Origin of the sequence: Magnetospirillum sp. SS-4 (assembly GCF_902729425.1) — a bacterium.
In the GTDB taxonomy this organism is placed as follows: Bacteria; Pseudomonadota; Alphaproteobacteria; order Rhodospirillales; family Magnetospirillaceae; genus Phaeospirillum.
The window spans coordinates 58,107-71,749 of the sequence record NZ_CACVCH010000049.1 but is presented as its reverse complement, the minus strand read 5'-3'; the positions used below and the strand labels follow the sequence as shown (position 1 = coordinate 71,749).

13 protein-coding genes are annotated in these 13,643 nt (G+C 67.4%); 6 read left to right on the top strand and 7 right to left on the bottom strand.

Annotation, left to right across the window (positions count from 1 at the left end; genetic code table 11):
- Nucleotides 1-59: 59 nt before the first annotated feature.
- From MTBSS4_RS07420 to MTBSS4_RS07400, 5 genes are all read left to right on the top strand, one after another.
- Nucleotides 60-836 (top strand): IclR family transcriptional regulator, encoded by a 777-nt coding sequence (locus MTBSS4_RS07420; protein ID WP_173982764.1) that lies wholly within the window; start codon nucleotides 60-62, stop codon nucleotides 834-836.
- Nucleotides 837-991: 155 nt separating this feature from the next.
- Entirely contained in the window at nucleotides 992-2,107 is a 1,116-nt protein-coding gene (locus tag MTBSS4_RS07415; protein WP_173982763.1) for a diguanylate cyclase, read from the top strand.
- Nucleotides 2,108-2,289: 182 nt separating this feature from the next.
- Nucleotides 2,290-2,748 (top strand): 50S ribosomal protein L13, encoded by a 459-nt coding sequence (gene rplM / locus MTBSS4_RS07410; protein ID WP_173982762.1) that lies wholly within the window; start codon nucleotides 2,290-2,292, stop codon nucleotides 2,746-2,748.
- Nucleotides 2,749-2,752: 4 nt separating this feature from the next.
- Nucleotides 2,753-3,223: a 30S ribosomal protein S9 gene (gene rpsI, locus MTBSS4_RS07405; RefSeq protein WP_173982761.1), complete on the top strand. Its 471-nt coding sequence runs from the start codon at nucleotides 2,753-2,755 to the stop codon at nucleotides 3,221-3,223.
- A 513-nt stretch (nucleotides 3,224-3,736) separates the two neighbouring features.
- Nucleotides 3,737-4,375, top strand: coding sequence for a response regulator transcription factor (locus tag MTBSS4_RS07400; RefSeq protein ID WP_173982760.1), 639 nt, complete (start codon nucleotides 3,737-3,739; stop codon nucleotides 4,373-4,375).
- Nucleotides 4,376-4,384: 9 nt separating this feature from the next.
- Here MTBSS4_RS07400 and MTBSS4_RS22305 read toward each other — a convergent pair whose 3' ends face one another.
- Nucleotides 4,385-6,421: an exonuclease domain-containing protein gene (locus tag MTBSS4_RS22305; protein WP_254432434.1), complete on the bottom strand. Its 2,037-nt coding sequence runs from the start codon at nucleotides 6,419-6,421 to the stop codon at nucleotides 4,385-4,387.
- 98 nt (nucleotides 6,422-6,519) lie between these two features.
- Entirely contained in the window at nucleotides 6,520-8,289 is a 1,770-nt protein-coding gene (locus tag MTBSS4_RS07390) for a tetratricopeptide repeat protein (RefSeq protein ID WP_173982759.1), read from the bottom strand.
- A gap of 187 nt (nucleotides 8,290-8,476) precedes the next feature.
- Here MTBSS4_RS07390 and MTBSS4_RS07385 point away from each other — a divergent pair, with 187 nt between their 5' ends.
- On the top strand, nucleotides 8,477-9,991 hold the full coding sequence (locus tag MTBSS4_RS07385; protein WP_254432433.1) for a TolC family outer membrane protein: 1,515 nt from the start codon (nucleotides 8,477-8,479) through the stop codon (nucleotides 9,989-9,991).
- 9 nt (nucleotides 9,992-10,000) lie between these two features.
- Here MTBSS4_RS07385 and MTBSS4_RS07380 read toward each other — a convergent pair whose 3' ends face one another.
- From MTBSS4_RS07380 to pstB, 5 genes are all read right to left on the bottom strand, one after another.
- A complete protein-coding gene (locus MTBSS4_RS07380) occupies nucleotides 10,001-11,038 on the bottom strand; it encodes a lysine-2,3-aminomutase-like protein (RefSeq protein ID WP_173982758.1) in 1,038 nt (345 codons plus the stop codon).
- 11 nt (nucleotides 11,039-11,049) lie between these two features.
- Nucleotides 11,050-11,364 (bottom strand): hypothetical protein, encoded by a 315-nt coding sequence (locus MTBSS4_RS07375; RefSeq protein ID WP_254432432.1) that lies wholly within the window; start codon nucleotides 11,362-11,364, stop codon nucleotides 11,050-11,052.
- A gap of 78 nt (nucleotides 11,365-11,442) precedes the next feature.
- Nucleotides 11,443-12,168 (bottom strand): phosphate regulon transcriptional regulator PhoB, encoded by a 726-nt coding sequence (gene phoB / locus MTBSS4_RS07370; RefSeq protein WP_173982757.1) that lies wholly within the window; start codon nucleotides 12,166-12,168, stop codon nucleotides 11,443-11,445.
- Nucleotides 12,165-12,860 (bottom strand): phosphate signaling complex protein PhoU, encoded by a 696-nt coding sequence (gene phoU / locus MTBSS4_RS07365; protein WP_173982756.1) that lies wholly within the window; start codon nucleotides 12,858-12,860, stop codon nucleotides 12,165-12,167. The genes phoB and phoU overlap by 4 nt, the downstream gene beginning before the upstream one ends.
- Nucleotides 12,860-13,639: a phosphate ABC transporter ATP-binding protein PstB gene (pstB, locus tag MTBSS4_RS07360; RefSeq protein ID WP_173982755.1), complete on the bottom strand. Its 780-nt coding sequence runs from the start codon at nucleotides 13,637-13,639 to the stop codon at nucleotides 12,860-12,862. Before pstB ends, phoU begins: the two co-directional genes overlap by 1 nt.
- Nucleotides 13,640-13,643 lie beyond the last annotated feature (4 nt).

Genomic DNA, 13,643 nt, shown 5'->3' with positions numbered 1-13,643 from the left:
TTGAATTTCGCAATTATGATAGCCCGAGTCCATCCGCCCTGTCACGGAGCAATAACGCCATGAGCGACGTCGCCCAGGATCGCCGGTTCGTGACCGCGCTGGCCCGCGGCCTCGACATCCTGCGCTGCTTCCGGGCCGGCGATTCCATGCTGGGCAATCAGGAGATCGCGGCCAGGACCGGCCTGCCCAAGCCGACAATCTCGCGCCTGACCCATACCCTGACCCGCCTCGGCTATCTGGTCCATCTGGAGCGCCACAACAAGTACCGTCTGGGCACCGCCGTGCTGTCGCTGGGCTATACCGCCCTGGCCTGTATGGACATGCGCGAGGTGGCGCGGCCGCTGATGCAGGATCTGGCCGATTATTCCGACGTGGCGGTGGCCCTGGGCAGCTTCGACCAGACCAGCATGATCTATATCGAGATCTGCCGGGGCAAGGGGGCGCTGACCATCCGCCTCGACGTCGGCTCGCGCATTCCGGTCGCCACCACCGCCATGGGACGCGCCTATCTGGCCGCCATTCCCGACCATCGCCGCGCCGCCATCCTGGACGAGGTCCGCCGCCGCCATCCCGAGGACTGGCCGCGGGTGCGGGCCGGGGTGGACCAGGCCCTGGACGACTATGCCCGGCACGGATTCACCTTGTCGGTCAGCGAATGGCAGACCGATGTCCACGCGGCGGCGGCGGCGGTGCGGCTGCCCGACGGGGACACCGTGCTGGGACTGAATTGCGGCGGCGCCGCCTTCCTGCTGCCGCGCGACCGGCTGCAAGACGACCTGGGCCCCCGGCTTGTCCACCTTGCCCGCAAAATCGAAACCGCGCTGGGACGGCGCTGACACCAGCCATCACATGGCTTGCATTACATACGAATAGGACTACATACTACCGTCAGATGGAGAGATAGCCCAATCATATTGGAATTATTATGCTTAATCTGCGTGAGCGTCTGACGGCCGTCACCAGAAGGGCAGGCATACCGCATTTATTGCAGTTGCTGATCTCATCCGACCACCCTCCTTATCTGACCAGGCACCGGGCCGAAACCATCGCATCCCGCGTGCGCATGGTGGCGGCGGCCTTCTCGGTCCTGACGCTGGCCTGGATCGCGCTGGACCGTCTGGCGCTGCCATGGCCGAGCTGGGGCTGGCTGGCCGGTCTGCGGCTGCTGGCGGCGGGGGCGTTCGCCGCCCTGGCCGTCGCCGCCCATCAGGGGGTGACGCTGAGACGCGCCTTCATCTTGCTGGCCGCCATGCTGAGCCTGCCGCTGTCCCTGTTCCTGGCGTCGCAGGCGGTTTTCGCCGACGTGACCCTGGGCGGCGCCGCCGCGGTGGATTCCAGGCTGTACGCCGCCTTGCCCGTCATCATCATCGCTGGGCTGGGGGTATTTCCCCTGACCGTGGCCGAAGGGCTGGCCTTCGCCGTTCCGGTGATCCTGGCGGCCACCTTCGGACCGATGCTGACCAGCGGCTTCGACTGGGTGAACCAGTTGGCGACCCTGTGGGTGCTTGGGCTTATCCTGGGGGTGTTCCTGCTGCAAAGCATGATCCAGCTGCATTACATGATCAACCTGCTGCGCCGCGCCAGCCACGATCCGCTGACCGGCACCTTCACCCGCCATTCCGGCAACGAGATCGTCGAGGCCCAGTTCCGCCTGTCCTGCCGCCAGAACACTCCGTTCGCGGTGGCCTTCGTCGACCTGGACAACTTCAAGAGCGTCAACGACGCCCACGGCCACGAGGCCGGCGACTGGGTGCTGAAGAACGCCGTCGCCAATCTTGCCCGGCTGCTGCGGCGATCGGACATCGTCATCCGCTGGGGCGGCGAGGAATTCGTGGTGCTGCTGGGCAACGCCACCGGGGAGGGGCAGCGCATCGCCATGGAGCGCATCGTCGAGGAATGGCTGGGAACCCGCCCCGACGGCTTGCCGGTCACCGCCAGCATCGGCGTGGCCGAACGCATCAGCGACGGCGCCCAGGACTGGCCGGCCCTGATCGAACTGGCCGACACCCGCATGTATCAGGCCAAGGTCTCCGGCAAGGCCCGCTGCGTCATGGGCGGCGGCGCGGTCCTCGCCTCCGACGCCAGACTGCCCCCCGCATCGCGCTGATGAACCGGTCTCCGGCCTGGATTTCCGCCCCTCTCCATCGCGGTATCATGATACCGTCTTGCTAGCGCGCTGTTTTTAAACGATTTAAATGGCGTTGACAGAACCGCGTCCTGTGGCATACTCCGCGCCTTCGACGCCGGGGATTTCCTCCGGCGACGCCAACTGGTTTTGCCGTGGGTGCCATGAAGACCTATAACGCCAAACCGTCCGAAGTACAGAAGAAGTGGGTTGTGATCGACGCGGACGGCGTCGTGCTCGGCCGCCTCGCCAGCGTCGTTTCGATGCGGCTGCGCGGCAAGCATCTTCCCACCTATACGCCGCATGTGGACATGGGCGACAACGTCATCATCGTCAACGCGGAGAAGGTCAAGCTGACCGGCAACAAGCTCGCCGACAAGCGCTTCTACTGGCACACCGGCCATCCCGGCGGCATCAAGGACCGCACCATGGGTCAGCTGCTGTCCGGCCGCTTCCCCGAGCGGGTCATCGAGAAGGCCATCGAGCGCATGATCACCCGTGGTCCGCTCGGCCGTCAGCAGATGAAGAACCTGCGCGTCTACGCCGGTCCCGCCCACCCGCACGAGGCTCAGGCTCCCGAAGCGCTGGATGTCGGCGCCCTGAACCCGAAGAACAAGAGGTAGTCCCATGGCCGATCTCTCCAGCTTGGCCGATCTGAAGGCCGCCGCGCCGGCCCAGACCCACCCCGTGCACGTCCGCAAGGTCGATGCCCAGGGCCGCGCCTACGCCACCGGCAAGCGCAAGAACGCCATCGCCCGCGTGTGGGTGAAGCCCGGCTCCGGCAAGATCATCGTCAACGGCCGCGAACTGCCGGTGTATTTCGCCCGTCCGGTGCTGCGCATGATCATCAACCAGCCGTTCCAGACCGCCCGGGTCGAAGGCCAGTTCGACGTTCACTGCACAGTGACCGGCGGCGGCCTCTCCGGCCAGGCCGGCGCCCTGCGCCATGGCATCAGCCGCGCGCTGACCTTCTTCGACCCGGCGCTGCGCCCGGCGCTGAAGGCCGGCGGCTTCCTCACCCGCGACCCCCGCGTGGTCGAGCGCAAGAAGTACGGCAAGCACAAGGCCCGCCGCTCCACCCAGTTCTCGAAGCGCTAGACTGGGATCGGCGAAAGCCAAGAAAATCAAGGGCCTGGAGCAATCCAGGCCCTTTTTTCATGGGTCGCCGAAAATCCACGCAAAATAAATAAAATTACAGCGGCGACTATTTTTCCTGCATGGCGCCATGCAGGATGAAAAACCGACGCCCCATCGACAATAATCAGCAAGAACCATGCTCGAAGCATTTATCTCGGCTCGACTTTTCCCCGCCGCCTCGAATCCATCGACACCGACAGATCCAACCATGCCCGACCCCGCGACATCATGGGCTGAATTGCCGCAACGCCCCCGAATTCATGATCATAGTCAAGAAGTCGGCTGTTGCCGTCGCTGGTAATCCATGCTTTAGTTTGATGGGTTTCGGGGTACCGGACAGGTTGGCGACGTGGGAATCGCCGACGGCGTCCGGTGGGAAGGCGATCATGCGCCGGCTGTGCCGTGCGGCGCATAACACACTGTCCGCGTCATGCGCGGACGGTGCGCTGTTGGTATGTTTTGGGGACGAGCACGATGAAGGTCCTTCTTGCTGATGACCACGCCCTTTTCCGCGAGGGCGTGCGGATGGTTCTTGAAAGTCTGGCCGGAGAACAGGTCGAGACCGTGGAGGCCTCCGATTTTACCCAGGCGCTGGCCATTGTCCGCGGCGCTCCGGCGATCGACATCGCCCTGCTGGACCTGTCCATGCCCGGCATGGACAGCTTTTCGGCCATCACCGCCATTCGCCGCGCCGCGCCCGACATCTATCTGGTGGTGGTGTCCGCCTCCGAGGACCCGCAGGCGGTTCGCCGGGCGCTGGATGCCGGCGCCCACGGCTATATCTGCAAATCGGCCGGCAGCGCCTCGATGATGAAGGGCATCCGCTCGGTGCTGGAGGGCGACACCTTCGTCAGCCCGCACATCACCGTGCCGGACGTGCTGGACGCCAGGCCGGCCGAGATCGACGCCGAATGCCTGCAAAGCCTGCTGACCCCCCGCCAGCGCGACGTGCTGGGAATGCTGCGCCACGGCAAGTCCAACAAGGAAATCGCCCGCGATCTCAATCTGGCGGAAATCACGGTGAAACTGCACGTCACCGCCATCCTGCGTTCGCTCGGCTGCGACAACCGCACCCAGGCCGCCATCCTGGCCGCCAAGATGGGGATGACGTAGCCGGACGGCCTACAGCACCCGCTGGCGCTCGTGCAGGATCATGGCGATGTTCAGGGTCTTGAACGCCTTGTCCAGGGTGTCGATGCCGCGCGCCTCCAGCGCCTCGATCTGGCGCAGCAGCACCGCCGCCGTCACCATGGCGTCGCCCAGGGCGGTATGGCGGTCGGTGATCTCGATGCCGTAGCGCTCGCAGATGGCGTCCAGCGAATGGCTGAGTTCCGGCCCGTCCAGGAAATTGGACAAGATCATGGTGTCGAGAACCCAATTATCGAAGCGAAGCCCCATCTCCTGTTCGCGCATGCGCAGGAATTTCAGGTCGAAGGCGGCATTGTGGGCCACCAGGACGCTGCCCTCGATATAGTTGCGGAACTGGGGCAGCACCACCTCGACCGGCGGCTTGTCCTTGACCATGTCGTCGGTGATGCCGTGGAACTGGACCGATTCCGCCGGGATGGGCCGGCCGGGATTGACGATGCGGTTGAAGCTTTCCCCCGACAGGATGCGGCCGTTGACGATGCGGATGCCGGCGATGGACACGATGCGGTCGCCTTGCGACGGATGCAGGCCGGTGGTCTCGGTATCGAACACCACATAGGTGAGCGAGCGCAACGGCCGCCCTCCCAGGGCGCCGGCATCGCCACCTTGTTCCAGCAGCGACAGGTCATAGAATTCCGGCCGCCCCGGCAGGGGCTGGCGGGCACGGCCGTGCTGTTCGATCCCCCGCCGCATGGGCAGGCGCAAGGCGCCGCCGCCGTCCAGGCGATCCTGGCGCAACCGGGCGCCGGCATGGTGCTGAAGAACGTCGCCGACCGTCATGCCGCCCAGCGCCGCCAACGGCTGCGCCAGCCACCGGTCGATCAGCGCCGGCTCGACCATTCCGCCGGCCCAGGCGAACTCGACCCAGGCGCCGCCCTCGTCGGCCTCGCCCCCCCCCGCCGATAGATCGAATTCCACCGCGCCGACCTGATCGGCGGTGCGGCGGACCAGCGATTCCACCGCCAGGACCAGGGAATGGGAATCGCCATGCAGCCAGACCGGCAGGCCGATCACCGTCGCCCGGATCTCGTCGCCCAGACGGGCGACCACGAAGGACAGGAACTCGGTCGAATTGATGTCGGCCATGGGCCACCAGCCCGACAGCATCCGCTGATAGCCCTCGGTCACCCGCCGGATCGCCTCGGCGATGGTGGCGCCCTCGCGCCGGACCAGGGCTTCATCCCCAGCCGAGTCCAGCATGCGCCGCAGCGGCGCCTCCACATCCTCGGCGACGTCGCGCAGCAGCGCCTCGCGCCCGGCCAGCGCCGCCAGTTGCGGCCCAGCATCCACCAGGGTGATGACATAGCCGGTGACCGTTCCGCCTTCACCCCGGATCAGGGTCATGCGGGCCTGCAACAAAACCCTGTCGTCGGTGGTGCCCACCAGGAACGGCATGCCGCGAATCGCCATGTCGGGACGGTTGCCGAGAACGTCGAACATGTGGACCACCGGCCCTTTGGCCAGGGTCACGAACAGCGACCGGCCAAGCCCCAGTTCGGCGGTTCCGCGCAGGATATCGAAAGCCACCTGATTGTAGAGCACCAATTGGTGGCGCTGGTTGCACACCACCACGCCCTCGTGCAGGTCGTTGAGAATGGCGGCGAGGCGGCTGGAATTCTCTTCCGATTTGCGGGTGGCGGCCGACAATCCGTCGGACAGGTCCGTGCGCGCGCGGATCATGCGGGCGCAGACCTCGTTGACCGCCTCGGGCAATGGCGAGATCATGGCGTAGCGCTCGGCATCGACCGCCTCGCGGCCGGCGCCATAGGCGATGGCGCGCACCTCGGCGGCCATGCGGCGGATGCTGCGCACCGTCAGGAACTCGACGATCTTCCAAGATACCGCGAACAGCACGAACGCGCCGGCCAGCGAGACCAGCGCCAGGGCGATCAGTTCCTCGTGGTCGACCACGCCGCGGGTCAGGAAGAACGTGGCGGCGACGGTGACGATCACGTCCGAGGCGAAAGCCGCCGCCAGCCACGGTAAGGGACCCCGCCACTTGACCGGCACGAACGCGCCTCCCCGATGTGACTCTGGACCCTATCACGCCGTGCCGAGGCCCCCGCGTCAACCCCGGAAGTGGGCCATGGGCCAAGGCCCGCCCGCGATCATCCGGATCGGCGCCGTCCGACGAAGTCGCGCAGCATCGCCGCGGCCTGGGCCACGACCGGCTCCCAACCGCCATCGAAGCGGCGGCGCAGCAGCCGCAGGGTCGGGTACCACGCCGACGTCTCGCCTTGCATCAGCCAACGGAAATCCGGCACCGGCGGCAGCAGCACCCAGACCGGCTTGCCCAGGGCCGCCGCCAGATGGACGACGGCGGTATCCACCGAGATGATCAGATCCATGGCGTCGACCGCCGCCGCCGTGTCGGCGAAATCGGCGCAGCGGTCGCCGGTGTCCATGACCCGGCCCGGCGGCGGACGGCCGATCCGTTCGGCGATGGCGCCGCGTTGCAGGCTATGGAAGGTCACGCCCGGCACCTCCAGCAGCGGCTCCAGCAGCCGCGCCGGAATCGAGCGGTTCCAGTCGTCGCCGTGGGTGGGGCGGCCGGCCCAGGCGATGCCGACCCGAGCGCCGCCCTCGCCGGCGGGAAGGGTGACGCCGGCCCCGGCCGGGACCTTCAGATAGGGGGTTTCGGCCGGAACCGGCTCGTCTCCCGCCCGGAACATTCCGGCCAGCGACATCAAGGTGATGGCGCGGTCGAAGGCGGGAAGCCGATCCGTCTCCGGCACCACCTGATCGAGGCCGGCGACGCTGGACACCAGCCGCACCAGTTCGGGCTGGCAGGCCAGCACCACCCGGCTGACGCCCCGCCGCTTCAGCAGGCCGGCATAGCGGACGAATTGTATGGTGTCGCCGTATCCCTGCTCGGCCTGCAAGAGCAAGGTTCCTCCGGCCGGCAGGTCGGGCGGCAGCGGCGAACCGTCCCACACCCGGTCACGCAGATAGGGCGGCAGATTGGGATGTTCGCGCCACCGCCATTCGTATTCGCGCCAGCCCTCGGCGAACTTTCCCGACAGCAGCAGGTTCAGGGCCAGATTGGTGTGAAACTTGGCGGCATTGGGCGATGCCTGGATGGCGCGGCGATAGGCGGCCTCGGCCTCGTCCAGCCGCCCCTGGCGATGCAGGGCGTTGCCGAGATTGCTCCAGGTCTCGGCCCCCTTGCCCCCCAGGGCCAGGGCGCGGCGATGGCAGGCCTCGGCGGCGGCGGCGTTGCCGGTGGACAGCAGCGAATTGCCGAGATTGTCATGAATGGCGGCGACGTTCGGCCGCACCAGGACCGCCGTGCGCAACACCGCCACCGCCTCGTCGCGCCGTTCCAGCCGCTCCAGGGCCACTCCCAGGTTGTTGAGCAGGTCGGCCGGGTTGGGATCGCCGACCAGGGCGACGGCGGAACGGTAGGCGGTGATGGCATCCTCGTACCGGCCCGCCGCCATCAGCACCGTCGCCAGGCCGTTCAACGGGCGCGGATCGCGCGGCAGCAGGCTGACGGCGCGGCGGAGCGCCTCGACCGCCTTGTCGGTGCCGCCCGGCAAGGTGGCCAGAACCTCGCCCAGCCCCATCCAGGCCAATCCCATTTTCGGATCGAGGGAGACGGCGGTCTCCAGCGATCGCCGCGCCTGTTCGAAATCGCGCAGGCCGCGCCGGACCTGCCCCAGGGCGAAATGACCGGCGGCGGCGTCCGGGGCCAGTTGAAGCGCCCGCTCGGCCGCATTCCGCGCCTCCTCCAACTGGCCCAGCCGCAACCGCGCCTGCGCCAGCCGCCGGAATATCTCGGGGTCGTCGGGAACCCGCGCCGCCAGCCCGGCAAGAAAACGCTCGTCGGCGGCATCGGCGCCAGCCGCCGCCGCTGGTGGGGGACTGGAGGTCGGCATGGCTATTCCCCGTTTTCGTCAACGCCCCGGAAACTTTTAACGATCATAGTGGTAAGAAGTATTTCTTCAACACCGGGTTAACTTCGCTCAAGAGGTTCACAAGCGGGATAATCCGGTGTATATCGGATGCCTAGGATGGGGGCCAGTAGGGGTAGTGTTTTTGGGAACCTCCCGAAAGAATGCAGGCTTGATCGCCGGTATCGCCGTGGCCGTCCTGGCCTCGGCCGTGCCGAATGTCGGCGTCGCCGCCTCGCTTGACGAGGAAATGCGCGACCTTGTCGCCAACCATCCCCAGATCCAGGCCAAGGCCAAGGCGGTCAATTCGGCCGAGGAAGCCATCCGCGGCGCCCGCGGCGATTATCTGCCCTCGGCCAAGCTCAGCGGCGACCAGGGCCACGAATACATCGACAGCCCGGACCGCCGCCTGACCCAGGGCAAGGCCTTTTTCGACAAGCGCCACACCAGCAGCCTGACCGTCACCCAGAAGCTGTTCGACGGGTTCAAGACCAGCGCCGCCGTCGACGCCGCCCGGACCAGTCACGAGATCTCGGGGTCGGACCTGCGTTCCACCCGCCAGACCACCTTGCTGGAAGGCGCCATCGCCTATCTGGAGATCCTGCGCCAGACCAAGCTGGTGGCGCTGTCGCGCGAGAACGAGCGCAAGGTGACCGAACAACTGAACCTGGAGGACGAGCGGGTCCAGAAGGGGGCCGGCATCGCCTCGGACGTGCTGGCGGCCAAGCAGCGGCTTCAGATCGCCAAGGAACGGCGGGTCAATTACGAGGGCGCCTTCCAGGCCGCCGTCGCCCGCTATACCCAGGTGTTCGGCCACAGCCCGGACGTGGCCTCGCTGACCGATCCGCCGCTGCCCATGGATCTCATCCCCGAAACCGTCGAGGACAGCCTGGACACCGCCGAGCGCGAGAATCCGTCGCTGTTTTCCGCCACCAGGACCATCGATCTCACCGACGACAAGCGCCGCGTCGCCGAGGCCGGCTACTGGCCGACCCTCGATCTGGTCGGCAAGGCCGATTACGAGAACGGCAAGAACGCCGTCATCGGCTCCCGCCGGGACTGGTCGGTGCTGCTGGTCGCCAACTGGGAACTGTTCTCCGGCTTCAAGACCGACGCGGCCGTCGCCCAGGCATCGTGGGATCACGCCGCCAGCAAGGACAACCGCGCCTATACCAGCCGCAAGATCTCGGAAGCGGTGCGCATCGCCTGGCACAAGCTGCAAACCGCCCGCCAGCGTCTCGACCTGCTGGAGAACGCCGCCATCCTGGCCGAGGAGGTCTGGGAAGCCCAGAGGAAGAAGCGCGAGGCCGGCAAGGCCACCGTTCAGGAAGTCCTCGACGAGGAAACCAAGATCAACGAGGCCCGCATCGCCTATACCGGCGCCTATTACGACATGTATCAGGCGGCGTACGAATTGCTGTCGGGGATGGGCCGCCTGGAGGTCGAGAGCCTCGCCCGCGCCACCCCCGCCTCCGCCCCCAACCTGTCGCCGGCCGGGGCCGCCGACCGGATGGCGCCCCATACCCTGTCGCCGACGGCCCGGCTCGCCCCACCCCCGCCCCAGGTCCCGACCCCGGCCCCGGCCCCGGCGACCGTCGCCTCGCCGCAGGCCCCGAACGACGCCATGATGCAGCAGGTCCGCGGCCTGATGGCCGCCAGGGACGATTTCTGGAATACCAGCCGGTAAGCCGCGTCCCTATCCCCGGTAGGGATGGCGGCGGCCTCGGGAATCCGTGACCCCATCCCCATCCCAGTAATCCGGCCCCACCGGAACCTTGCCCAGCCCCCCCGGAATATCCAGGACGTAGGTCGGCTGGGCCAGCCCCGACAGACGCCCGCGCAATTGCCGCATCAGGTGCCGGCCCTCGGCGACGGTCGGGCGGAAATGGCCGGTTCCCGGCGCCAGATCGGGATGGTGCAGGTAATAGGGACGGATGCGGTTGCGCACCAGTGCCCGCATCAGGTCCTCCAGCACCCCGACGCTGTCGTTGACCCCTTTCAGCAGCACCGTCTGCGACACCAGCGGCAGGCCGGCATCGGCCAGCCGGGCGATGGCGGCGCGGGCCGGGGCGGACAATTCGCGCGGATGGTTGACGTGAACCGCCAGCCAGACCGCCAGGGCCGCCCCCGGTGGCGGCCGCAACGCCGCCGCCATCGCCTCGGTGATCCGGTCGGGATCGGCCACTGGAATCCGCGAATGGAAGCGCGCCACCTCCAGGTGGGGAATCGCCGACAGCCGCGCCAGCAGGGCGGCGATCCTTGGCGCCCCCAGCATCAGGGGGTCGCCGCCGGTGACGATGACCTCGCGCAATTCGGGACGGGCGGAAACGTAGCCCAGCGCCGCCTCGATCTCGGCCTCCGACAGGGCGCTTTCCCCCTGCCCGACCCTGGCGCGGCGAAAGCAGAACCGGCAATAGACCGGACAGGCCAGGACCGGCGTCAGCAGCACCCGGTCGGGATAGCGGTGAACCACCCCCTTGACCGGCGAGTGGGCGGCGTCGCCGATGGGGTCGTTCCGTTCCCCGGCCGTCGACGTCAGTTCGGCCGGGCTTGGAAGATATTGCCGGGCGATGGGATCATCGGGGTCGGCCGCATCCATCAGGCCGGCCACGGCCGGCGTCACCGCCACCGCATAGCGGGCGGCGACCTGCTGGATGGCGGCTGCGTCGGCGGCATCGATCAGGCCGGCGGCGATCAGGTCGCCGGCACTGCGCAAGGTGGTCGGACGCGACAATGAACATTCCCTCAGGCCAGGGCGTCGAGGCCCCGCTTCTCGGTCTCGGCGATGCTGGAATAGGCCCGCGCCATGGCGGTGTAGCTGTGCTTCGCCAGGGCCAGGTTGACCACCTCGCGCCCCAGATCGACCTCGCCTTCCGGCGGCAGAGGGACATAGGCGGCCCCTTGCAGCGGCCTGGACACCACTTGCCCCCGGGCGCTTTCGTAATCGCCGGTGGTCGCATTGGCGATATTGGCCGCCGCCGTCTCGACGACGCGGGACTGGACTCCAAGACCGCTGACCAGGGACGACAGGGAAACCGAGGAAATCATGGCGGGCCGCACGGAGTTGCTTTCCCGGTCATCATGCTCCCGCCGCCGGCCTCGACGCAAGCGCTACCTCTTCGCCCGCCGCGTGGGCGGCTATGCCGCCGAGGCCGCCTCCAGCGCATAGCCGGCGGCGCGCACGGTGCGGATGATGTCGGTCTCGGTATCGCAGTGCAAGGCCTTGCGCAGGCGTCGGATGTGGACGTCGACGGTGCGCGGCTCCACGTAGATGTCCGGCCCCCACACCGCGTCCAGCAATTCCTCCCGCGAGAACACGGTGCCGGGATGTTGCATGAAGAACTGGAGCAGGCGGAATTCGGTGGGACCGAGATGGATGGCCTTGCCGGCGCGGGTGACGCGATGGGCGGCCATGTCCATGGTGACGTCGCCCCAGGCCAGGGTTCCCTTCTCGGCCACCGGCTGGGCGCGGCGCAGCAGGGCGCGGATGCGGGCCGTCAGTTCGGGCAGCGAGAACGGCTTGGTGAGATAATCGTCGGCGCCGGTGTTGAGCCCCCTGATCTTGTCGCCTTCCTCGCCCCTGGCGGTCAGCATGATCACCGGCAGCTCGCGGGTGGCGGGCTTGCGCCGGATCTGGCGGCAGACCTCGATTCCCGACAGGGTGGGCAGCATCCAGTCCAGCAGCACCAGATCGGGCTTGCGCTCGGCCAGCACGGTCAGCGCCTCTTCGCCGTCGCCAGCCTCGGCCACCCGATAGCCTTCCTTTTCCAGGTTGTAGCGCAGCAGGGTGACCAGCGAGGCCTCGTCCTCGACCACGAGGATCAGCGGCCTCGCCTGGCCGGACGTAGTATCGCGGACGCTCATTCGCCGGCTCCCACCGTGTTTCCCTTGGGGCGCTCGCCGTGGGGCGGAACCCCGATGATCTGGTAATGCAGCGCCTCGGCGATATTGGTGGCGTGATCGCCGATCCGCTCGATGTTCTTGGCGATGAACAGCAGGTGGGTCGAAGCGGTGATGGCGCCGGAATCGGCGGTCATACCCTTGATCAGATCGCCGAAGACGGTGTTGTAGGCGGCGTCCACCTCCTCGTCGCGGCTCCAGACCCGCAGCGCCTTGTCGACATCGCGGTCGGCATAGGCGTCGATGATGTCCTTGATCAGGCCGCGCACCAGTTCGCCCAGCCTCACCACGCCGTCGACCGGCACCGAGACCGGCAGTTGGTCCAGCACCTTGCTGCGCTTGGCGATATTGGCCGCGTAATCGCCGATCCGCTCGATCTCGCCCGAGATGTTCAGCGCCCCGACGATCTGGCGCAGGTCGCCGGCCATGGGCTGGCGCAGGGCCAGCAGCCGCACCGCGAAGGTCTGGACATCGTGATCCAGTTCGTCGATGCGGCAATCGCCGTCCACCACCCGCCGGGCAAGTTCCTGGTCGCGCCGGGCCAGCGCCTGGATGGCGGCGGCGAACTGCGCCTCGGCGAGGCCGCCCATGCGGACGATCTGGCCGGACAGGTGGGCCAGTTCCTCGTCGTAGGACTTTACCGTATGATCATTCATCAGCCGAACCTGCCGGTAATGTAGCCCTGGGTCAGGGGCTCGCGTGGATTGGTGAACACCTGCTCGGTATCGCCGACCTCGATCAGCTTGCCCATGTGAAAAAAGGCGGTGCGCTGCGACACCCGGGCCGCCTGCTGCATGGAATGGGTCACCATGACGATGGTGTAGTTCTCGCGCAGTTCGTCGATCAGTTCCTCGACCTTGGCGGTGGCGATGGGGTCCAGCGCCGAGCACGGCTCGTCCATCAAGATCAGTTCGGGCTCGACCGCGATCGCCCGGGCAATGCACAGGCGCTGCTGCTGGCCGCCCGACAGGCTGGTCCCGGAATCGGCCAGCCGGTCCTTGACCTCGGCCCACAGGCCGGCCTTTTCCAGGCTGCCGTTGACGATGGCGTCAAGCTCGGCCTGATCGCGGGCCATGCCGTGGATGCGCGGCCCATAGGCGACGTTGTCGTAGATGGATTTTGGGAACGGGTTGGGCTTTTGGAACACCATGCCGACGCGGGCGCGCAGTTGCACCACGTCGACGGCGGGATCGTAGATGTCCTGGCCGTCCAGGGTCAGGCTGCCGCTGACGCGGGCCCCATCCACCAGATCGTTCATGCGGTTGATGCAGCGCAGGAAGGTGGACTTGCCGCAGCCCGACGGCCCGATCAGGGCGGTGACCTCGCCGGCGCGGATATCCAGGTCGACCTGGTGCAGCGCCTGCTTCTCGCCGTAATGGACGGACAGGGCGCGGGCAATGATCTTGAAGGAGTTCTGGGGCACGATCTTGTTCATGTGG

What these genes read in the sequence shown, in the direction of transcription:
- MTBSS4_RS07420 (WP_173982764.1), top strand. Translation starts at nt 60, where the DNA reads ATGAGCGACGTCGCCCAGGATCGCCGGTTCGTGACCGCGCTGGCCCGC.
- rplM (WP_173982762.1), top strand. Translation starts at nt 2,290, where the DNA reads ATGAAGACCTATAACGCCAAACCGTCCGAAGTACAGAAGAAGTGGGTT.
- rpsI (WP_173982761.1), top strand. Translation starts at nt 2,753, where the DNA reads ATGGCCGATCTCTCCAGCTTGGCCGATCTGAAGGCCGCCGCGCCGGCC.
- MTBSS4_RS07400 (WP_173982760.1), top strand. Translation starts at nt 3,737, where the DNA reads ATGAAGGTCCTTCTTGCTGATGACCACGCCCTTTTCCGCGAGGGCGTG.
- MTBSS4_RS07390 (WP_173982759.1), bottom strand. Translation starts at nt 8,289, where the DNA reads ATGCCGACCTCCAGTCCCCCACCAGCGGCGGCGGCTGGCGCCGATGCC.
- phoB (WP_173982757.1), bottom strand. Translation starts at nt 12,168, where the DNA reads ATGAGCGTCCGCGATACTACGTCCGGCCAGGCGAGGCCGCTGATCCTC.
- phoU (WP_173982756.1), bottom strand. Translation starts at nt 12,860, where the DNA reads ATGAATGATCATACGGTAAAGTCCTACGACGAGGAACTGGCCCACCTG.
- pstB (WP_173982755.1), bottom strand. Translation starts at nt 13,639, where the DNA reads ATGAACAAGATCGTGCCCCAGAACTCCTTCAAGATCATTGCCCGCGCC.